Genomic DNA, 19,984 nt, shown 5'->3' with positions numbered 1-19,984 from the left:
GCTGCATCACCCCTCCCAGGTCTCAGCCATTCCCGAATCGCTCCGAAATCAAGCAGTAGCTGCAAAAGAGTCTCCGCAGCTACTGATTTGAATCGTTACAACCTTCCTGGGTACCGCTTTGCCACTGCTCATCGAAGGAGATGTCCGTGAAAACACCCCCGCCAGTGACCCCGCTGCCCCAGGAAGCACCGCCACCCCGCCAGCGCAGGCTGCCCGCCGGAGCGAAGGCCGTTACGGCTGCCGTGGCTTCCGCCGCCATCGCCTTCACCGGGCTTCCGGCAGTCCAGGCCGATACCGCCTTGCCGCCCGTGGGAAGCGGCTTCAAATTCGACTTCGGCCCCGGTGCCCTGGCGGAAGGCTACACACCCGTTGCCGCCAATACGCAGTATTCGGCGGGCACCAAGTATGGCTTCACGGACACCGCCGTTACCTCCGGCACGGACCGCGGCACCGGGGACCCGTTGCGGTCCGACTTTGTCCAGACGCAGGGCAGTTCCTTTTTGGTGGACCTGCCCAACGGTGACTACACCGTCAAGCTCATCGCCGGCGACGCCGCCGAATCCACCAACATCGCCATCACCGCAGAGAAGATGGCCAAAGTCCAGGCAACGGACAAGCCGGCCGGCCAGTACCTGGAAATGGAATTCCCGATCTCCCTGGTGGACGGCCAGCTCAACCTCGATTTCACCGGGACAGCGGCCAGGATCAACTCCCTGGTCATCGCTGCCCGCGCTCCGCGGACCGCCACCACTGACCCCGGCGTCTACCTGGCCGGTGACTCCACCGTGCAGACCTATGACCCCGGCTTCGCTCCGCAGGCAGGGTGGGGCCAGATGATCGACCGGTACTTCGATGACAGCGTCTCCTTCAAGAACCACGCCATTGGCGGCCGGAGCTCCAAAAACTTCATTAGCCAGGGCCGGCTGGACGAGATCCTGCGCGTCATCAACCCTGGCGACTACCTGCTGGTCCAGTTCGGCCACAACGACGCCACCATAGGCGTCGATGACCGCTACGCCTCCCCCGCGGACTACAAGGAATACCTCCGGACGTACGTCAACGGGGCCCGCCAGCGTGGAGCGACACCAGTCCTGGTCACCCCGGTGGGACGCCGGGACTACGACGAAGCCACCGGCAAGTTCCGGGTCAGCTTCCCCGAGTACGTGGCCAAGATGCAGGAGCTGGCCGCGGAGGAAAACGTGGCTTTGGTTGATCTCTCAGCTTCGAGCCGCGCCTACTACGACGCCATCGGTCCGGAGGACACCAAGTCCGTTTTCCTCCATGTCGACGCAGGCGTCTATCCCAACCGCCCCACCGGCACGGTGGACAACACCCACTTCCAGGAATACGGCGCCATCCAGATCGCCCGCCTGGTGGCCGGCGGAGTGAAGCAGCTCGGCCTTCCGCTGGCTGCCCGCGTGAAGGAAGTGGCACCGCCGTCGTCCGTTCCGGCCAAGCCGCAGGGCCTGGTGGCCGGCAGCGTTTCCAATGCGGGAGCACTCCTGAAGTGGCAGCATGTTGATGGCGCGGACATCTACAAGGTGTACCGCAAGCTGGCCTCCGAGCCGGACAGCGCCTACAAGCTCACCACCACCGCGACCGTCCCCACCGCCAACCTGGCCGGGCTGGCTGAAGGTACGGCTTACCACGTGCGCGTCGCAGCCATGAACGGCAAGGGCCTCTCCGAGCCCAGCGACACCCTCCCGGTGACCACCAAGCAGGCGAAGTACAAGTTCGACTTCGGGCCGGCGGGAGCACCGCTTGAGGCCGGGTACACCGAGGTCAACCGGACCATGGTCTACACCCCCGAGCGGGGCTTCGGCTTCAAGGACATCTCGGTACTCAGCGACCGCGACCGCGGCGCAGTCACCAGCAACCTGCTGCGTGACTTCGTCCTCAGCGGATCCAGCTTCGAATTCCAGCTCGACGTTCCCAACGGCACCTACGCGCTGAAGACCTACCACAGCGACTGGATCGGCTCCACCCGAACCGACGTGGCCGCCGAGGGCACGCCCTTCGGCCAGGTCTCCTCCAGCAGGGCATCCTCGGCCACCAAAATCATCAACCAGGTCCTGGTATCCGACGGCCAGCTGAACCTGGTCCTCAGCGGCTCCGGCCAGCGGCTCAACGGCCTGGAGGTTACTCCGCTGCTGGTGGGACCGACCAACCTGCACGCCGCGGCGGTCAATGCCGCCGCCCAACCCCCCACCGTGGACCTCGCTTGGGACACCGTGGCAGACGCCGCCAGTTACAAGGTGTTCCGCCAGGCCTCCTTTGAAGCTCAACCACAGCTGATCGCGGAAAACGTCAGCGCCGCTTCCTTCCAGGACACCACTGCTTTTGCCGGACTGAAGTACAAGTACTTCGTTACGGCGCTGGACAGCACAGGACTGGAATCGGTTCCGTCCAACACGGTGGAGACCGCCCTGGTGGATCCCACCACCCCGGTCCCTGCTGCCACCAGCAAGGTGGACGTGAAAGCGGTGGAAAAGACCAGTGTCACCCTCAAGTGGCAGAAAGTCTCCGGGGCTGCCGCCTACCAGGTCTACCGGTCCACCTCCCCCGACGGCCCCTTTGACTATGTAGGCCGTGCCTCCGAGGTCAACTACACGGACTACACGGTGCTGACCACCATCAAGTACTACTACCGCGTCACCACGGTGAACAAGGGCGGCGAATCCACGCCATCGGCGGTGGTGGGGACTGAAAAGGTCACCGTCGTCAACCGCCAGATGGAGAAGCTGGACCGCGCCCCCGTGGCCCTGCTGACCGGTGACGGTGTACGGGTGGGCTGGCGCATGCTGGGCCTTGACCCGGAGCAGGTTGGCTTCCATGTCATCCGCGACGGCGTCCAGCTCACTGATGAGCCGATCCGCAACAGCACCACTTTCCTGGATCCCGCCGGTACCGCCGCCTCGAGGTATGCCATCAAGACCGTGGGCAACGGCGGGGACCAGCTTACGGCCGAGTTCACACCGCTGGCCCGGGACTACCTTGCCATCAAGCTGGACAAGCCCGCGGACGACTACACCAAGGACGGCCAGCCCTACAGCTACTCCGCCGGCGACTCGAGTGTGGCGGACCTGGACGGCGACGGAACCTACGAGGTTCTCCAGATGTGGTCACCGTCCAATTCCAAAGATAACTCGCAGGCAGGCTACACCGGCACTGTCTACGTGGATGCCTACAAGATGGACGGCACCAAACTCTGGCGCATCAATATGGGCCCGAACATCAGGGCCGGCGCCCACTACACGCAGCTGCTCGCTTACGACTTCGACGGCGACGGCAAGGCCGAAGTGGCCATGAAGACGGCGGACGGAACACGGGACGCGGCCGGCACGGTGGTGGGCAACCCGAGCGCCGACCACCGCAACAGCACCGGGTATGTGCTCACCGGCGACGAATTCCTGACCGTCTTCCACGGCGCCACCGGAACCGTGATGGACACCGTGAAGTACGATCCGCCACGCGGCGACGTGGGGGCCTGGGGAGACACCTACGGCAACCGCGTGGACCGGTTCCTTGGAGCCGTGGCCTACCTGGACGGCGAGCACCCCTCCATGATGTTCAGCCGGGGTTACTACACCCGCGCCGTGGTGGCCACCTACGACCTGGTGGGCGGCAAGATCACCAAGCGCTGGGTCTTCGATTCGGATGCTGCGGGCGCACAGTACCGGGGCCAGGGCAACCACAACCTGTCCGTGGCCGATGTTGACGCCGACGGGAAGGACGAGTTCGTCTTCGGATCCATGACCATCGACGACAACGGCAAGCCGCTGTACAACACCGGCCTCGGCCACGGCGACGCCATCCACACCAGCGACCTCGATCCCTCCCGCCCGGGGCTGGAAACCTTCGCCGCCCACGAGGACATGGCTTCAAGTGGAAACAAGGGTGCCACGTTCCGGGATTCGCGGACAGGTGAAGTGCTCTGGAGCATTCCGGCTGCCAAGGACACCGGCCGGGCGGCCGCCGGAGACATCGATCCCCGCCACGCGGGCGCCGAGGGCTGGGCCATCGGCGGCGACGCGTCCTGGAATTCCCCTGTTGGCGAGCTCCGCTCGGCTAAGGGCCAGCTGATCGCCAACCGCATTCCAGCCGCCAACTTCCTGGCGTGGTGGGACGGTGACCTGCTGCGCGAAATTGTGGACCACGACTGGAACGCCGCCGGCAACACCGGCACGCCCAGCATTGCCAAGTGGAACTGGGAAACCGAGTCCAGTGACCGGCTGCTGACGGCTGCCGGCGCCAAGACCAACAACAGCACCAAGGGGAACCCGGCCATCCAGGCGGACCTCCTGGGCGACTGGCGTGAGGAACTGGCATGGCCCTCGGCGGACAGCACCGAGCTGCGGATCTACACCACCTCCGCAGCCACGGACGTCCGGCTCCGTACGCTGATGCATGATCCGGTATACCGCCTCTCGGTTGCCCGCGAGAACATCGCCTACAACCAGCCGCCGCACCCCGGCTTCTTCATCGGTGAGGGCATGGAGCTCCCCGCCCAGCCGGACATCGTCTATACCCGCGCCGGCTGAATCTCCGGAACCGTCTTTAGCAGGTCAGCAATGCCCGTCCGCCCTTGGCGGGCGGGCATTTGTTGTTGGACCGCAATGTTGAAGGCCCAACTGATGGGTAACCGGAGGCGTCAGTAAGATCGCACCATGACTGAGACTGGCGTCCCCAACTCCGTGACCCTCCGCTTCCTGGCCGCCCCCATGGACGTGGGGCACAGCGGCTCCGTAGACGCCGGGACGGTTTTGGAATGGGTGGACAAGGCTGCCTACGCAGCTGCCGTAGGTTGGGCAAAGTCCTACTGCGTCACTGCCTACGTGGGCAACATCCACTTCGCCGATCCCGTTAACAGCGGCGACATGGTGGAAGTGGAAGCCACTATCGTCTACACCGGCCGTTCGTCCATGCACATCAGGACCGTGGTGTCCTCGGGGGACCCCAAGGGTGGCCCGGCAACCATGCGCAGCCAGTGCATGGTGATCTTTGTAGCCGTAGGGGAGGACGGGAAGCCCATCCCGGTCAAGCAGTTCGAACCTGTCACCCCAGGTCAGATCGAGCAACGGGACCATGCGTTGGCGCGGGTGAAGATCCGCGAGCAGATCGTGGAAGCTATGAACCGGCAGGAATATACCGCCGCGGGTACGGCCGAGCGGGTCACCCTGCGGTTCATGGCCGCTCCCACCGACGTGAACTGGGGCGGAAAAGTCCATGGCGGCATCGTGATGAAGTGGATTGACGAGGCTGCCTACGTCTGCGCGTCCCGCTATTGCGGGATGGACACTGTGGCCGTATTTTCGGGCGGCGTCAGGTTCTACCGCCCGCTGCTGATCGGCCACATTGTGGAGGTTGAAGCGCGCCTGGTGTACACGGGGACGAAGGGCATGCACATCGCCGTCCACGTCCGCTCGGGCGATCCAAAAGGCCGCGAACTGAACCTCACCACCTATTGCCTCACCGTGATGGTGGCGCGCGACGACGAAGGCAACTCCGTCCCGGTTCCCGCCTGGGTGCCTGTCAGCGATGAGGACAAGAGGCTCCACGCCCATGCCCGCGAACTGCTGGAAATTCGGGGAACGGCGCCGGGCAACCGGCTGCCGAACCACCTGCTCGCACCCGGCTGAGGGGTGAGGGCGAAAACTGTCCTCAGCAGACCGGCAGCACAGGACAGCCGTGGCTCAGAAGCCTCCGCCGCCGGCGTCGGCTGCCATGTTGGCGAAACGGGAGTAGTGGCCCTGAAACGCGACCACGATGTCCTTGGTGGGCCCGTTACGATGCTTGGCCACCAGGATGTCGGCCTCACCTGCGCGGGGTGATTCTTTGTCGTAGACGTCCTCACGGTGGAGCAGGATGACCATGTCCGCGTCCTGTTCAATGGAGCCGGATTCACGGAGGTCCGAGACCATGGGGCGTTTGTCTGACCGCTGTTCCGAGCCACGGTTCAGCTGGGACAGGGCAATGACAGGAACCTGGAGTTCCTTGGCCAGCAGCTTCAGGGCACGGGAGAACTCGGAAACTTCCTGCTGGCGGGACTCCACCTTTTTGCCTGAGCTCATCAGCTGCAGGTAGTCGAGGATGACAAGCTTGAGATCGTGCTGCTGCTTCAGCCGCCGGCACTTGGCGCGGATTTCCATCAGGGACATGTTGGGGCTGTCATCAATGAACAGGGGGGCGTCATTCATCCTGCCCATGGTGGTGGCAATCTTGGACCACTGCTCGTCCTTAATGGTTCCCTTGCGGAGGTCCTGCAGGCCGATGGTTGCCTCCGCCGAGAGCAGGCGCATGGCAATCTCGTTCCGGCCCATTTCGAGCGAGAACATCACGGTGGCCAGGTTGTTTTTAATGGCCGCTGAGCGGGCAAAGTCCAGGGCGAACGTGGACTTACCAACAGCGGGCCGGGCGGCAATGACGATCATCTGTCCGGGGTGGAGGCCGTGGGTAAGCTCGTCCAGCTCGAAGAAACCGGTGGGGACTCCGGTCATGCCCTCACCCCGGTGGCCGGACGCCTCAATCTCGTCCACCGTGGACTCCATGACGTCCTTCAACACCACGTAATCCTCTGCGGTGCGCCTTTCCGCGACGGCATAGACCTCGGCTTGGGCCTGGTTAACCAGGTCTTCCACCTCGCCGTCCGAGCCATAGCCCAGCTGCACGATCTTGGTGCCGGCGTTGACCAGGCGCCGGAGGACCGCGCGTTCAGCAACGATCTCTGCGTAGTACCCGGCATTGGCTGCAGTGGGAACAGTCTGGATCAGCTCATGGAGGTAGGCAGGGCCGCCAATCCGGTTGATCTCGGCGCGCTTGGTGAGTTCATCGGAGACCGTGACGGCGTCAGCCGGTTCACCGCGGCCGTAAAGGTCAATGATGGCTTCATAGATGGTTTCATGCGCAGGCCGGTAGAAGTCCTGGCCGCGGAGGATCTCCACGACGTCGGCAATGGCGTCCTTGGACAACATCATTCCGCCGAGGACGGATTGCTCGGCGGGAATATCCTGTGGAGGCTTCCGGCTCACGTCCGATCCGCGGGTGGCTTCGATCGGGTCCAGATGCGCTACTGACAAAGCTGCCGTCCTCCATGTGTACCGGGGACCGAAGTGCCCGGTGCTAACCATCCTGCTAAGGCGTCTGCGCTGCAATAGCTGCGCTCGGCCACCTGCCAAGGATTACCAGCAGGGTCCGACAATCCCCGCGCTGCCCGCGCGGTGTGTAGGCTTCCGCCGAAGTTATCCCCACTATCCACAGGTTTTCCACAGCGGGGTATCCCTGCAGGCTGCAGCGGTCCTCCGTGTATCCTCCTGCGCCCTCCCGGCGGCCGTTCCAAGCCACCAAAGAACAGGTACCCCGCTACGCTAGCCGCACTCGCTTGGCCCTCAAAGCCAGCATGCGGGGAAGGGTGTGGATAACCTGTGCAGTACCGGGCATAGCTTGTGCACAGCCTGTGGGGAAAGCTGTGGAAACCAAAAAACTTTGCCGCCTATTATGCGCATGACCTGCGGAAACGTGCCAGAAGGCATGTGGAGAGAATATTTCTTTTCGGGAATTTCATCCACAGCCTGTGCTGCGGGTGCGGGCAACGATAGCGGCTCCGGGCTGCGTCCAGAGGGCCGGGCGCCGCCACTGTGGCGGCTCTCATATTTCCCGCAGCTGATCCGGCCCGCCCCTGCGCCCGCTCCATGCAGAGCCCTGAATATTGCTGTGGATAACCTCGATGTGGCATAAGCTCTATGCATGGGCGAACTGCTGCTGGTGTTGTTGCCTGCAATTGTTTTGGTGGCGCTCATGTGGGGTCTTATTACAGCCCTGAGCCCGCGTGATGCGGGCGTGTCTGAGGCCGAAAAGTACCAGCGCGACCTGGCGGAACGTTCAGCCCTGCACTACGCAGCCCAAGTCCAGGCTGCCACGGCCGCCCGCGCCCGCCTGGAACGGAATACGGAGCCGAGCCAGAACTCCGCCCAGGCAAGGCAAACAGATCTGGCTGCTGCCAGGAAGCACATAGAACGGCTTTAGACAATGGAATCGCTAGTGGCCCCCGTCCTTATCCTCCTTGCAGTCATTGCAGGGGTAACACTTGCGGCCCGCGCCGTAAACAGGCGGAAGGCTGCCCGCAGCGCGGAACCGGCAGCGCCCGCGGTTACGCCCGCTGAGCTGGCGCGGACTTCCGCTGCCAGACTTTCCGAGGAGGAGCACCGGAGGCTGTATGCCCTGATCGCCCAGGGCCAGGCAATGGCGGCCATCAAGTTGTACTACGAGAGCACCGGAGAGGGCCTGCGGGCGGCCCGGGACGCCGTTGGAGCCCTGGCAGCCCATCCCCAGCCCTACCGGGGCGCCGAAGCTCCTCCTGCCGCCGTCGAGGATGACGAGGACGAAGAACCGCAGCGTTTCCCCTACCGTTACCGCGCCATTGCCAGTAAGGGTGATGTGACCCGTGAAGTCAGCAGCAACATGCTTAATGACGAGATCTACGGCAGAATCCGCACGCTTGCCCGGAGCGGGGACACCGAAGCTGCGGTAACCGCCCTGACGCGGCACTCGGACATCACCCCGAAGCAGGCCCGGGAGTTCATCGAACTACTGGACGACTGAGGGATGCCGGCGCCTACCCGGCGCCTGCCTATGATGGGCTGCGTCCCTGCCGGCCCAACCTAGAAGTCGAACATTTCCCCCAGCCAGCCGTCCTTCTTCTTGTGACGCCGCCGGTCATGGTCCCTGTCGTGGTCCTTGCCGTACCGGCGGTCATCGTAGCCCCGCTGCTCCCGGCGCGGTTCGTAGCCGGGATACAGGGGCGGAGGTACCAGTCCGGGTACCGGGGTTGCCGGCGGGACCGGGGCGGGACCCGGCAAGGTGTCCGCAGCGCGGTCCAGGATCTTGTCCAACTCCCCCCGGTCCAGCCATACGCCCCTGCATTGGGGGCAGTAGTCAATTTCCACCCCGCTGCGTTCGGTCATGAGCAGTTCCACGGAATCCACAGGACACTTCATGCCCGCATAACGTCCGGCAGTGCCCGAAAGTTCGGCGGCAGGTCAGCGTGTTCCGGAAATACCCGCCAGAAGCTGTTCGAACGGCAGCGACTCCATCGGGGCCGGCTTCCGTCCGGGCTGAGGTCCTTCCAGCAGGCGCGCAAACTCACCCGCCGCCCGGTTGATGCGTTCGGCAAGGCCGGAGCCGCCGTCGGCCGCAGCGCCCCAGTCCTGCGGCCCTGCGAAGACGCCTGTGGCGGCCGCCCGGGTGCGCAGATAGCTGAACAGCGGCCGCAGAGCGTAATCGAGGACCATCTGGTGACGGTCGGTGCCGCCGGTAGCACCCAGCAGTACCGCTTTGCCGTCCAGGGACTTGGGATCCAGCACGTCGATGAACGATTTGAAGAGGCCGCTGTAGGACGCACTGAAGACCGGCGTCACTGCGATGATTCCGTCCGAGGCCTCTACGCCGGCAATGACCTCCGCCAGGCGGGGAGCCGCGTACCCGGTAACAAAGTTGTTGGCGATGTCCACGGCCAGGTCGCGGAGTTCCACAACGTCCACCTGCACGCTGAAGCCGGCGCCGCCCAGCTCCCGTTCTGCCGACGCAGCCAGCTGGTCTGCCAGCAGGCGGCTCGATGACGGTACGCCGAGTCCGGCGGAAAGGACTGTGATGCGGCGGGTTTCCATGGCATTCTCCTGTTGCTGGTTCATTTCATCGTACATGCATATGCATCTACCTACTGAACCGGTCAGGTTCCCGGACTATTCCCGGGCGTCCGCTAGAGCAGCACCGATCCCCGGATGCAGGCTGTGGAATGTCCACCTATCCAGATACCGCCGTCGTAGGCCCTGACGTGAACACGTCCTGCCCTGCCCAGTACGGTTCCCTGTGCCGCTACATACTCTTTCGGCGCCCTGTTGCTGTTGATCAGCCACTGCGCTGCGCCGGCATTGAAACTGCCGGTAACGGGGTCCTCCATCATGGAGTCGCCGGGGAGGAACGTGCGGATTTCAAAGTCGGCTTCAGCTCCAGGTGGGTGCGCTCCCACGACTCCCACTTTCAGCTCGCCCATTGCGGCATAGTCGGGTCTGACCGACAGTACCTGCTCCGCGGATCCAAGCAGCACGCCGATCCACTCGGGGCCGTTCACCAGCCAGGAGGCATCAAGGATGTCAGATTCGGCAATGCCCAGGCCCGCGGCCAACTGGCTGCGAAGCTCCCCCGCCACGGGGCCGAAGCGGGTGAGGGGCGGGGCCGCGAAGGCCAGCCGGCCGCCGTCGTGCTTCACCCGCACCAAACCGGCACCGCACTCCTGCACCACGAAGCCCTCGGATTGGGGCACGCCGCCGGTCTCGAGCCAGGTGTGAGCGGAACCAAGCGTTGGATGTCCGGCAAACGGAAACTCCTCACTCCCAGTGAAAATCCGTACGCGGTAGTCCGCACGGGGGTCAGTGGGGGGAAGCAGGAATGTTGTTTCGGACAGGTTGGTCCAATTGGCGAACTGCTGCATCTGATCCGCCGTCAGTCCCTCGGCGTCTGCCACCACCGCGAGCGGGTTGCCGCGGTACGGCTGAGTGGAGAAGACGTCGACCTGATGGAAGGGGCGGCTGCGCGGTAAAGGTGAACTCACCGCTGCAGGGTATCACCGGCGGTGGCCGGCACACCGCCGCTCTTGTGGCACCTCTTCCGGGCAGGAAACGGCACCGGGCCCCGCCGCACGGCGGCGTCGAGGCCCGTGGGGCCGCAAGGAAAGGCAGATGCACCGGCGAAGGGAGCAGACAAAAGACCCCCGCTGCCGGAAACCGGCAACGGGGGTCTTGGTGCAGCTTGAAACTACTTGCCTGCGACGACGTCGAGTTCGATCACAGCAGCAACGTCGTCGTGCAGACGGACGTTAGCCTGGTAGGAACCGACGGACTTGATGTGTGCCGGCAGTTCAACCTTGCGCTTGTCGATGCGGCCAAGGCCAGCGGCCTCAACAGCGTCAGCGACGTCGCCCTGCTTGACGGTGCCGAACAGGCGTCCGGTCTCGCCAGCCTTGACAACGAGCTTGACCGGCTTGGAGGAAAGTGCAGCAGCCTGCTTCTGAGCGTCTTCCAGGGAAGCGTGCTCGCGGGCGGCGCGGGCAGCCTTGATGGACTCAACCTGCTTCTCGCCACCCTTGGACCAGGTCAGGGCGAAGTTGCGGGGGAGCAGGTAGTTACGTGCGTAACCGTCCTTGACCTCTACAACATCGCCGGCAGCACCGAGACCGGTTACTTCGTGGGTCAGAATGAGCTTTGCCATGTTAGTTAATCCCTTCCTTAGCCGCGGCCAGCGCCGGAGTAAGGCAGCAGGGCAACTTCGCGGGCGTTCTTGATTGCCTGTGCGATCTTGCGCTGTTCCTGAACCGTGACGCCAGTGACGCGACGGGCGCGGATCTTTCCGCGGTCGGAGATGAACTTGCGCAGCAATGCTACGTCCTTGTAGTCGATGACAGTGATGTCAGCGGCCTTCAAGGGGTTGGACTTTGGTTTGGGCTTACGGAGTTCAGCCTTAGCCATCGTGGAGCTCCTATTCTAGGGAGCCCGTGGATGTTGATCCACGGGATGGTGGTGGTCCGGCGGCGGCAGCCACCCTGGTGCCTTGCAGCACGTTCGGTGGTCCCGGCGCCGGGCCTTTATTGGTTGTTAGAAGGGAGGTTCGGAATCGGGGCCGTTGCCCCAGCCGCCTGCGCTGGAAACCCCGGGCGTTGCCCAAGGGTCATCCTGTGCAGCCTGCTGGTTGCCGCCGCCCCAGCCTCCGCCGGAGTTGCCGCCCTGGTTTCCACCAGAGTTGCCTCCTCCGAAGCCACCGCCGCTGTTGCCGCCGCCGAAGCCGCCCTGGCCACCCCCGCCGGAGCGTTGGGTGCGGGTGACTTTGGCATTGGCGTAGCGCAGGCTTGGGCCGATTTCGTCGACTTCAAGCTCGATGACGGTGCGCTTTTCGCCTTCTTTGGTTTCGTAGGAACGGCTCTTCAGGCGTCCGGTCACAATCACGCGCATGCCCTTGGTAAGGGACTCGGCGACGTTCTCGGCCGCTTCACGCCACACCGCGGCGCGGAGGAACAGGGTTTCCCCGTCCTTCCACTCGTTGGACTGGCGATCAAAGGTGCGGGGGGTGGAAGCGATGGTGAAGTTCGCTACTGCCGAACCGGACGGTGTGAACCGCAATTCCGGGTCATTGGTGAGGTTACCGATGACCGTAATGGTGGTCTCGCCTGCCATCTACTGCCTCCTTGTTCGATCCTGGGTGAAGAGTGCGTTTCCTGCGGGGTAAAGAATGAAAGTTGGGCCGAAGTTACTCAGCAACAACTTTCTGCTCTTCGGGGCGGGTGATCTTGGTGCGCATGATGGTCTCGTTAAGAGACAGCTGGCGGTCAAGTTCCTTGGCGGTTTCCGGCTTGGCGGTGAAGTTCACCACGGCGTAGATACCTTCGGACTTCTTCTTGATTTCGTAAGCCAGTCGGCGACGGCCCCAGATGTCAACCTTTTCGATGGTTCCACCATCGGTGGTGATGACATTCAGGAACTTCTGAAGCGACGGCTCAACGGTACGCTCTTCGACCTCGGGGTCGATGATTACCATCAATTCGTAAGGACGCATATGTGAACCCACCTCCTTTGGGCTAAGCGGTTACGGCATTTCCGTAACAGGAGGTTCATTTGCGATGCCATGCGGTGCCCCGCCGCCAGAACGGAGGCGGGACGCAGCACAGACTTCAATATCTTAGTGCCTTTGGACCGAATAGGCGATTCGCGCTTGACTCAAGACTATCGGCCATGGTTCCTCACGCAGCAGAACGAAGGCGGCTATGTGGAAAACCCACGCAAGCGCCATGGCGCCCCGGAGTGCCGGCTAAAAAGCGGTCCGATAGAACAGCTTGGTCACGGCTGCCAGCCGCCACGGGTCCTCCACTCCGCACAGTTCGCGTGCCGAGTGCATGGAAAGCAGCGGAACACCCACGTCCACCGTCCGGATTCCCAGGCGCGTTGCCGTCAGCGGGCCGATGGTGGAGCCGCAAGGAACGGAGTTGTTGGACACAAACTCCTGGTACGGCACGCCCGCTTCCCCGCAAAGCCGGGCCCAAAAAGCGGCCCCGTTGGCATCCGTGGCGTACCGCTGGTTGGCGTTGATCTTCAGCAGGGGGCCGCCATTGAGCACCGGATGGTTGGCGGGATCGTGCCGTTCGGCGTAATTCGGATGGACAGCATGCCCCGCGTCCGCTGATACACAGAACGACGCCGCCAACGCCTGCCGGCGCTGGCTCGCCGTGGCGCCGAGCCCATCGGATATGCGCACCAGCACATCCTCCAGGATGGGCCCGCATGCCCCGGAGCGTGAGTTGGAGCCAATCTCCTCGTGGTCGAAGGCGGCAAGCACAGCGATCGGCGCACCGGCGGCTGCAGGGGCAGCATCAGAGGAAGCATGCTCGATAAGAGCCACCAGCCCGGCATGCGTGGCGGAAAGGTTATCCAACCGCCCTGACGCGAAGAACTCCCCATTCCCGCCGAAAACCGCAGGGGCCTGCGTGTCTGCGATGACGACGTCGTACCCGCCGATCCGGGCAGGATCCAGTAAGACGCCGGGAACGTGGGACGCCAGCACAGCGAGCAGGTCAAAGTCACCAGGGTTTCCGAGTCCCCACACCGGATTCATGTGGCGCTGCTTATCCAGTGTCAGTCCGTCATTGACGGTCCGGTCGAGGTGGATGGCCAGCTGCGGGAAGCGAAGCATGGGCCCGGTGGCCGTCAAGTGCTCGGAACCGTCGAGCATCACCAGCCGCCCGGCGAGCTGCAGTTCCCGGTCCAGCCAGGAGTTCAACAGCGGCCCGCCGTACACCTCCACTCCTGCCTGCAGCCAGCCATGCGCACCGGTAGTGGGCTTGGGCTTGAGCTTGAACGACGGCGAATCCGTGTGCGCCCCCAGGATGTTGAACGCAGTGGCGGGTCCGGCACCTTCGGGTACAACCCAGGCGATCAGCGCACCGTCGCGGATGATGAAGAACGAGCCTGCGCCGCCGTCCCAGGTGTGCAGCTCATCCAGACGGGCAAACCCCGCCTCCACCAGCCGGCGGCCCGCCTCATGCGCGGCGTGGAAGCTCGACGGCGATGCGCTGACGTAAGCGCCAAGGTCCTGGATGTGGTCTGCAGCGGAGGAAGGCATGGTTCCGAGTCTAGATGGTGACGTTCAGCCCTGCCGTGTAGCCTGCTGCGGCTGATCCTGCCATGGTGGCGAGCTGGTAGATGCCGCCGTCGTTTCGAAACACGCTGTCCTGCTGGAGGCTGGAGCGGCCCATGGCGCGCCGGCTGGCCTCGTAGCCGGGGGTGGAGTAAACGTCGTCGCACGCCGCTTTGGTCAGCGCGATCTGCGAAACGGCCAGCACTTGCCCTGCAGCCGTCGCATTGCGCATGGACTCGAACACCTCAAAATGAATGTGCGGCCAGCGCCCGGGGTAGGCGCCCGGGAAGATGGAGGTGAAGGTGGCCTGTCCGTTTGCGTCTGCTTCCTGGACGCCCCGGAGATAGTTTTCGCTGGACAGTTCGGGATCGTACATCGAGTACCTGCCGTCCCGGTCGCAGTGCCAGGCGTACACGGCGGCGCCGGCCAGTGGAACGCAGCCGTTGGCGTTGTCCAGCAGCGTCAGGGTGAAGGCCAGCGGTACGCCTTCAGCCCTGGCGGTTCCCGTCCCGAAGCTGGACGCGATGTCCCGCCGGACGACTCCCGAGGCTTCGAGCAGGTTTTGTCCGTTTGAGCCGTCGGCCGGAAAGGGTCCGGCTGTTTCCTTCGGTATCTCCACGCCGCACTCGGCGATGGCGCGGGTCAGGGTGGGCGACGGCGAGGCCCCGGCCGCAGTTCCGCCGGCCGCCGGGGCACCGGACGCGGCAGCGGTTCCAGGGGCGGCGGAGGACGTCGCAGTGCCGGGGGATCCGCCGGGAGTGCAGGCGGCCAAAGCAGCGGCAGCCCCGCCCGCACCGAAGAACATGCCCAGCGACCGTCGGCTCATGATGGTGGACAGATCAAAATCGAGGCCGCGGTCGTGGTCCGGGTGGGGAACATGCTTGCTCATGGAACTATCCAACCCGCCCGCACCCCACCTGTATAGCCTTTCCTGTACGGGAAGCCTCAGGGAGAATCCTGGCCCGTCAAACGTCGCGTTTCTTCAACACGATCAATGCCGGGACCAGGAACAGCAGCACGTAGCCGAGGAAGATCAGCCCGCCGTGCCAGGGATCAATCACGCCGTCGGTGTGGCCAATCGAAAGGAAGCGCCCGCCGGCCTCGCTGGGAATGTACTGGGGAACGTACTTCCAGAAGTCACCGGGGATAAGGGTCATGAAGCCGGCTGCGATGGACAGGACGAAGAACATTGCCACCAGGACGGTGATGCCACCGGCGGAGTTGCGCAGCAAGGTTCCCAGGGAAAGGCCGATCAAGGCAACCCCGGCTACGTACAGGCCACCGGTGAAGATGCTGTAGAGCACGCCCTCCGTGGTCCAATCGAGGTCAAAGCCCATGCCCTGGAACACCGGCATGGCGATCAGGAAGGTGGCCGCTCCGGCAATGGTGGTGATCACGTAGGAGATAGCAGCAAGGATGATCGCCTTAGCCACAAAGGCCGGCGTGCGCCGGGGGACGGCGCTCATCGTGGAGCGGATCATGCCGGTGGCGTATTCGGAGGACATGAAGAGCACTGCCAGTGACCCGAGGATCAGGATGCCGATCTGGAGCCCGGCGTTGGGCAGGTTGTAAAGGTCAAAGCCCGAACCCGGGGGGAAGGATGCCTCGAGCATTTCGGGGGTCATCGTCTGGCCCTGCTCCCTGGCGCTGCGCGCTGTCTCCTCCAGGTAGGTGTAACGGATCAGGACGGCCAGCGCGCCGATGCCGATGATGGCTGCCAACGTCATCAGCAGCAGGATGCGGGTGGACATCAGCGACCAAAGCTTGATCCATTCGGACCGCAGGACGCCGCCGAAGGACACGCCTTTGGTGCCGGCGGAGGAACGGGTGGGCCCGGTTCGGGTCTCAGTCATGGTGCTCATCCTTACTTTCCTGCCACAGCCGGGGCAGACACTGCGGGGCCGCTGGCCAGGTGTGAGTGGTATTCCACTTCGTCCTTGGTGAGGTCGAAGTATGCGTCTTCAAGGGAGGACACCTGCGGAGTGAGTTCGTAGAGGAGGACGCCGTTGTCCAGGGCGATCCGGGCGATGCCCCGTGAGTCCATTCCCGTGACTTCGAGGGTTTCCGGCTCGCTCTGGTCCACCGTGACGCCGTCGCCGGCCAGCAGGGCGGACAGCTGCAGGGCTGCACTGGTGCGCACCAGCGTCCTGGTCTGCCGGGTTCCGGCGATGATGTCCTTGACCGGGGCATCGGCAATAATCCGCCCGCGCCCGATGACTATCAAGTGGTCCGCGGTCTGTGCCATCTCGCTCATGAGGTGGGAGGAAAGGAAGATCGTCTTGCCTTGGTTGGCGAGGTACCGGACGAGGTTGCGGACCCACAGGACCCCCTCCGGGTCCAGGCCGTTGACCGGTTCGTCCAGGATAAGCGTTTGGGGATCACCCAAAAGTGCCGCAGCGATGCCCAGCCGCTGGCCCATGCCGAGCGAGAAGCCGCCGGCCTTCTTGCGGGCCACCGCTTCCAGTCCGGTCATTTCGATGACTTCCCTGACCCGTGTCTTGGAAATGCCGTGCGTGGCGGCCATGGCCAGCAGATGGTTGTAGCCGCTGCGGCTGGTGTGCACGGCCTTGGCGTCCAGCAGTGCGCCCACCTCATGCAGCGGCGCCTTGTGCTCTGCGTACGGCCGCCCGTTTACGGTGACGGAGCCAGACGTCGGCCGGTCCAGCCCCATGATCATGCGCATGGTGGTCGATTTTCCGGCGCCATTGGGGCCAAGGAAGCCAGTGACCTGCCCTGCCTGGACGGTGAAGCTGACCCCTGCCACGGCGGTTTTTCCCCCGTAAACCTTGGTCAGGCCTTTTGCCTCAATCATGGATTGCTCCTTTTGGACGGCAGCGCGCGGCTGCGGCAGATGTTGGGACGCTTGTATATCCACCACGGTACCGATGCGCGGCCCCCTTTTCGGCGCTCTCAGGGATGATTCAGGGGTAAACCGGGGTGGTCCCCGGAAGTGACTCCGGTCAGGAAGCATTCAGGAAGGAAAACTGTCAGGGGCGGGGGGAGTAGTAGGTGAGGGCCCGGGGCAGCACCCGGTAGGTCACGCTGCGCACGCCAACCAAAGCCTCGCCGTCGACCGCCAGCGTCATCGGTGACCCGCCTGCTTCGATGTGCACCTCCTCTGCCTCTGCCAAGTGGGTGATTTTTGAGGTGGCCACCGTGCCTGTCAGTACGCACCACAGCAGGCGCAGCCGGGCGAAAGACTCATCGGCGGTGATCAGGCGGACGTCCAGGATGCCGTCGTCCATGACCGGCCGCAGCAGCGGGGCATGGTCCCGGGGATAGTACCGCCCCCGGCCCACGTACGCGATCCAGACTTTGTGCAGCCTGCCGTCCACCGTCAAAGTGGTGGGGCTGCCCACCGTGAACGTACGGAACATCGCCACTACTCCGGCAAGGGGTTTCCCCAAGGCGGGCTGCAGTTGACGCCGCCGGCGGACAAAATCGGGATACAGGCCGACGCTGGAGGTGTTCAGCATGATCAGTTCCGCTGTCTCAGGCTTTCCCTCCAGCCCCCGTTCAACCGTGACTGTTCCGACGTCGGCCTGCGCCGCTGCACCCTTCGATGAGGCCGACAGGGCTTCCTTGAGGCTCCCCGTGCCGGCGTCGCGGGCAAAGTGGTTCAGGGTTCCGCCAGGCAGGACGAGCAGTGGGATGGCCCGTTCGACGGCCACGGCCGCCGCGGCTCCCACCGTACCGTCCCCGCCCCAGACGCCCAGTGCACGGGTTCCGGGGTGGCCCGCGATCTCGTGGATGGCCGCCACCAGGTTTTCGTCCGGCAGCACGGTCTCTACATACGCCTTGGGGAATACCTGTAGAAGTGCGGCAGCTGTCTCCTCCTTGAAAGAGCCGCCCAGCGTGTTGACCACGACCGCCAGCCCATCACCTTCAGGCAGTTGGGGCGCTGTGGTCCAGGTCCTGGCCGTTGGAGGCAGGGGCGGGCGGACGGGCCACCACCGCCGGGTCAGCAGCGCCGCGCCGGCACCCAACGCCGATCCGAAGATCACGTCCGAGGGCCAGTGCGCCCCGGTATGAACCCGGGAGTACGCCACTCCCAGCGCCGCAGGGGCCAGTGCAGCCCCCAGAGCGGGCTTCACCAGTCCCGCGCCCACGGCGAACGCCACGGCAGAAGCCGAGTGGCCCGATGGCATGGACGAACTGCGCGGCTGGGGATGCACGAACCGGAACACCGGAAGATGTTCGGGCAGCGGGCGGGCCCGGGGCAGGAGGGTCTTGAAGATTCCGTTGGTAACAGCAGAAGCCACCGCCTGTGCCAGAAGTCCATGAAGTGCAGCGCGTCGGGGCATGCCGGGGGAGGTGGCAAGAACGGCAGCGACGCCCATCCAAAGTTTTCCGTGGTTCGCAGAAGCGGACAGCCGGCGGAAGAAGACGTCGTGGTTTCCGCCGGGCAACCTCGATACATGCCGTACGAGGTATCTGTCTGTCCGGCTGATCCACTGATGGCCCCTGCGCCATTTCCCGTGCATGCCCTCACCCTACCGCCGTGGCTGCCTCCGGTGGGGGCCATCTCGGCGCGCATGCCAGCCCGTACTTCGGGTAATGCGGTTACTTGGTGGTCAACGGCTTGGCGGCACCGGCCAGCAGCAGGGCGACGAGGATCGGCGCAAGGATCGCCAGCAGTGCGAAGTGGATTCCCGTGAGGTCGCCCAGGTATCCCAGGAGGGGCGGCCCGGCCAGGAATGAGATGTATCCGAGGGTCGAAACCACCGAGACCCGCGCCGCTGCGTGCCGGGGGTCGTCGGCAGCCGCCGACATCCCCATGGGAAAGGCCAATGCTGCTCCTACGCCCCAAAGCGCGGCGCCCACAGCAGCCAGCCACACGTTGCCGGCGAGCACAAACAGGCAAAGGCCGGCGGCGGCTGCTGCCATGCTGGCGCGGAGGACGGCGACGCGGCCGTACTTGTCGATAACGTTTCCCCCAAGGAACCGCATGGCGGTCATTGCGAGGACAAAGAGGGCGAACATCAGGGCGCCGGTCGATTCGGAGGTGCCCAGGCCGTCAACGGATGCCTTGGCGATCCAGTCATTGCCCGCGCCCTCGGTCAGGGTGGCGCCAAGGACAACGACACCGATGAGCAGGGTCCTGCCGTCCCGCCAGGCCGAAGGGCCCTTGACAGCTTTCGGCTCACCGTCGACCGGGGCAGGTGTTGTCGTGTGCGGCAGGAAGTAGCGCGGAACGGTCAGGGTCACCAGCAGCACGATGCCCGCGATGACCAGCAGGTGCACCGGCAGTCCAACGCCAAGGTTCGAAAGCCCGGCCCCGATGAGGGCACCCACGAAAGCTCCGCCGCTGAAGGCAGCGTGGAACTGGGGCATGATGGTGCGCCGAAGTTTGTGTTCGACGTCGGCCCCTTCAATGTTCTGCGAAACGTCCCACAGGCCTATCGCGATGCCAAAGAAGAACAGGGCGATGGCAGTGCCCGGAATGGAGGCCGCGGCCAGGGACAGCGCAATGCCCACACCGGCCGCTGAGGCCAGGAGTCCGCCGAAGCGTACGGCGTTGGCGGTGCCGATCCTGCCCACTACCCAGCCGGCGGTCGGCAGGGCGAGTAATGAGCCGACGGCGGTGCAGAGCAGCAGGGTGCCCATCTGGCCGGAGGTGATCTCCAGGGTCTCGGTGACCGCAGGAATCCGCGCCGCCCAGCTGGCGAACACCAGACCGTTGATGCCGAAAACAACGAACGTCGCGGCGGCTGCTGCCTTCAGACCGGCATGCTGTGCCGTTCCGGTATTTATGCTCATTCATTCACTACTTCCACAGAGTTGTCTTCGAGTCGTCGTTCTTGATGCT

General features: G+C 64.4%; 18 protein-coding genes. 4 read left to right on the top strand and 14 right to left on the bottom strand.

The window, feature by feature from the left end; translation table 11 throughout:
- Positions 1-146 precede the first annotated feature (146 nt).
- Together AC5RTE_RS15565 and AC5RTE_RS15560 are read left to right on the top strand one after the other, a co-directional pair.
- Positions 147-4,541 (top strand): rhamnogalacturonan lyase family protein, encoded by a 4,395-nt coding sequence (locus AC5RTE_RS15565; protein WP_494042276.1) that lies wholly within the window; start codon positions 147-149, stop codon positions 4,539-4,541.
- Positions 4,542-4,667: 126 nt separating this feature from the next.
- Complete coding sequence (locus tag AC5RTE_RS15560) at positions 4,668-5,639, top strand: acyl-CoA thioesterase (protein WP_494042275.1); 972 nt, start codon at positions 4,668-4,670, stop codon at positions 5,637-5,639.
- Positions 5,640-5,693: 54 nt separating this feature from the next.
- On the opposite strand, the gene dnaB is transcribed toward AC5RTE_RS15560, so the two are convergent.
- On the bottom strand, positions 5,694-7,076 hold the full coding sequence (gene dnaB, locus AC5RTE_RS15555) for a replicative DNA helicase (RefSeq protein WP_256247236.1): 1,383 nt from the start codon (positions 7,074-7,076) through the stop codon (positions 5,694-5,696).
- Between the two features lie 667 nt (positions 7,077-7,743).
- Here dnaB and AC5RTE_RS15550 point away from each other — a divergent pair.
- Together AC5RTE_RS15550 and AC5RTE_RS15545 are read left to right on the top strand one after the other, a co-directional pair.
- On the top strand, positions 7,744-8,022 hold the full coding sequence (locus AC5RTE_RS15550; protein WP_494042274.1) for a hypothetical protein: 279 nt from the start codon (positions 7,744-7,746) through the stop codon (positions 8,020-8,022).
- Positions 8,023-8,025: 3 nt separating this feature from the next.
- Entirely contained in the window at positions 8,026-8,598 is a 573-nt protein-coding gene (locus tag AC5RTE_RS15545) for a hypothetical protein (protein ID WP_494042273.1), read from the top strand.
- A 59-nt stretch (positions 8,599-8,657) separates the two neighbouring features.
- Here AC5RTE_RS15545 and AC5RTE_RS15540 read toward each other — a convergent pair whose 3' ends face one another.
- From AC5RTE_RS15540 to AC5RTE_RS15480, 13 genes are all read right to left on the bottom strand, one after another.
- Entirely contained in the window at positions 8,658-8,993 is a 336-nt protein-coding gene (locus AC5RTE_RS15540) for a TFIIB-type zinc ribbon-containing protein (protein WP_494042272.1), read from the bottom strand.
- Between the two features lie 42 nt (positions 8,994-9,035).
- Positions 9,036-9,662, bottom strand: coding sequence for an FMN reductase (locus AC5RTE_RS15535; protein WP_494042292.1), 627 nt, complete (start codon positions 9,660-9,662; stop codon positions 9,036-9,038).
- A gap of 92 nt (positions 9,663-9,754) precedes the next feature.
- Positions 9,755-10,606, bottom strand: a complete 852-nt coding sequence (locus tag AC5RTE_RS15530) for a PhzF family phenazine biosynthesis protein (protein WP_494042271.1) — start codon at positions 10,604-10,606, stop codon at positions 9,755-9,757.
- A 203-nt stretch (positions 10,607-10,809) separates the two neighbouring features.
- On the bottom strand, positions 10,810-11,262 hold the full coding sequence (gene rplI, locus AC5RTE_RS15525) for a 50S ribosomal protein L9 (RefSeq protein WP_494042270.1): 453 nt from the start codon (positions 11,260-11,262) through the stop codon (positions 10,810-10,812).
- A 17-nt stretch (positions 11,263-11,279) separates the two neighbouring features.
- Positions 11,280-11,519 carry a 30S ribosomal protein S18 gene (gene rpsR / locus AC5RTE_RS15520; RefSeq protein WP_003800144.1) on the bottom strand — a complete coding sequence of 80 codons (240 nt, stop codon included), beginning with the start codon at positions 11,517-11,519 and terminating at the stop codon, positions 11,280-11,282.
- 126 nt (positions 11,520-11,645) lie between these two features.
- Entirely contained in the window at positions 11,646-12,221 is a 576-nt protein-coding gene (locus tag AC5RTE_RS15515) for a single-stranded DNA-binding protein (protein WP_494042269.1), read from the bottom strand.
- Positions 12,222-12,294: 73 nt separating this feature from the next.
- Positions 12,295-12,600: a 30S ribosomal protein S6 gene (gene rpsF / locus AC5RTE_RS15510; protein ID WP_078107099.1), complete on the bottom strand. Its 306-nt coding sequence runs from the start codon at positions 12,598-12,600 to the stop codon at positions 12,295-12,297.
- A gap of 252 nt (positions 12,601-12,852) precedes the next feature.
- Positions 12,853-14,160, bottom strand: coding sequence for a M18 family aminopeptidase (locus tag AC5RTE_RS15505; protein WP_494042268.1), 1,308 nt, complete (start codon positions 14,158-14,160; stop codon positions 12,853-12,855).
- Between the two features lie 10 nt (positions 14,161-14,170).
- A complete protein-coding gene (locus tag AC5RTE_RS15500) occupies positions 14,171-15,064 on the bottom strand; it encodes an intradiol ring-cleavage dioxygenase (protein WP_494042267.1) in 894 nt (297 codons plus the stop codon).
- Between the two features lie 76 nt (positions 15,065-15,140).
- Complete coding sequence (locus AC5RTE_RS15495; protein ID WP_494042266.1) at positions 15,141-16,028, bottom strand: ABC transporter permease; 888 nt, start codon at positions 16,026-16,028, stop codon at positions 15,141-15,143.
- 11 nt (positions 16,029-16,039) lie between these two features.
- Complete coding sequence (locus tag AC5RTE_RS15490) at positions 16,040-16,987, bottom strand: ABC transporter ATP-binding protein (protein ID WP_494042265.1); 948 nt, start codon at positions 16,985-16,987, stop codon at positions 16,040-16,042.
- Between the two features lie 175 nt (positions 16,988-17,162).
- Positions 17,163-18,659 carry a bifunctional phosphatase PAP2/diacylglycerol kinase family protein gene (locus AC5RTE_RS15485; RefSeq protein WP_494042264.1) on the bottom strand — a complete coding sequence of 499 codons (1,497 nt, stop codon included), beginning with the start codon at positions 18,657-18,659 and terminating at the stop codon, positions 17,163-17,165.
- Positions 18,660-18,738: 79 nt separating this feature from the next.
- Positions 18,739-19,935, bottom strand: coding sequence for an MFS transporter (locus AC5RTE_RS15480; RefSeq protein WP_494042263.1), 1,197 nt, complete (start codon positions 19,933-19,935; stop codon positions 18,739-18,741).
- Positions 19,936-19,984 lie beyond the last annotated feature (49 nt).

This window comes from Arthrobacter sp. K41 (assembly GCF_059089645.1).
This window is presented reverse-complemented; position numbering and strand designations above follow the sequence as displayed.

Coding starts and splice junctions, on each gene's coding strand:
- AC5RTE_RS15560 (WP_494042275.1), top strand. CDS start 4,668: ATGACTGAGACTGGCGTCCCCAACTCCGTGACCCTCCGCTTCCTGGCC.
- AC5RTE_RS15550 (WP_494042274.1), top strand. CDS start 7,744: ATGGGCGAACTGCTGCTGGTGTTGTTGCCTGCAATTGTTTTGGTGGCG.
- AC5RTE_RS15545 (WP_494042273.1), top strand. CDS start 8,026: ATGGAATCGCTAGTGGCCCCCGTCCTTATCCTCCTTGCAGTCATTGCA.
- AC5RTE_RS15540 (WP_494042272.1), bottom strand. CDS start 8,993: ATGAAGTGTCCTGTGGATTCCGTGGAACTGCTCATGACCGAACGCAGC.
- AC5RTE_RS15535 (WP_494042292.1), bottom strand. CDS start 9,662: ATGGAAACCCGCCGCATCACAGTCCTTTCCGCCGGACTCGGCGTACCG.
- rplI (WP_494042270.1), bottom strand. CDS start 11,262: ATGGCAAAGCTCATTCTGACCCACGAAGTAACCGGTCTCGGTGCTGCC.
- rpsR (WP_003800144.1), bottom strand. CDS start 11,519: ATGGCTAAGGCTGAACTCCGTAAGCCCAAACCAAAGTCCAACCCCTTG.
- AC5RTE_RS15515 (WP_494042269.1), bottom strand. CDS start 12,221: ATGGCAGGCGAGACCACCATTACGGTCATCGGTAACCTCACCAATGAC.
- rpsF (WP_078107099.1), bottom strand. CDS start 12,600: ATGCGTCCTTACGAATTGATGGTAATCATCGACCCCGAGGTCGAAGAG.
- AC5RTE_RS15505 (WP_494042268.1), bottom strand. CDS start 14,160: ATGCCTTCCTCCGCTGCAGACCACATCCAGGACCTTGGCGCTTACGTC.
- AC5RTE_RS15500 (WP_494042267.1), bottom strand. CDS start 15,064: ATGAGCAAGCATGTTCCCCACCCGGACCACGACCGCGGCCTCGATTTT.
- AC5RTE_RS15495 (WP_494042266.1), bottom strand. CDS start 16,028: ATGACTGAGACCCGAACCGGGCCCACCCGTTCCTCCGCCGGCACCAAA.
- AC5RTE_RS15490 (WP_494042265.1), bottom strand. CDS start 16,987: ATGATTGAGGCAAAAGGCCTGACCAAGGTTTACGGGGGAAAAACCGCC.
- AC5RTE_RS15485 (WP_494042264.1), bottom strand. CDS start 18,659: ATGCACGGGAAATGGCGCAGGGGCCATCAGTGGATCAGCCGGACAGAC.
- AC5RTE_RS15480 (WP_494042263.1), bottom strand. CDS start 19,935: ATGAGCATAAATACCGGAACGGCACAGCATGCCGGTCTGAAGGCAGCA.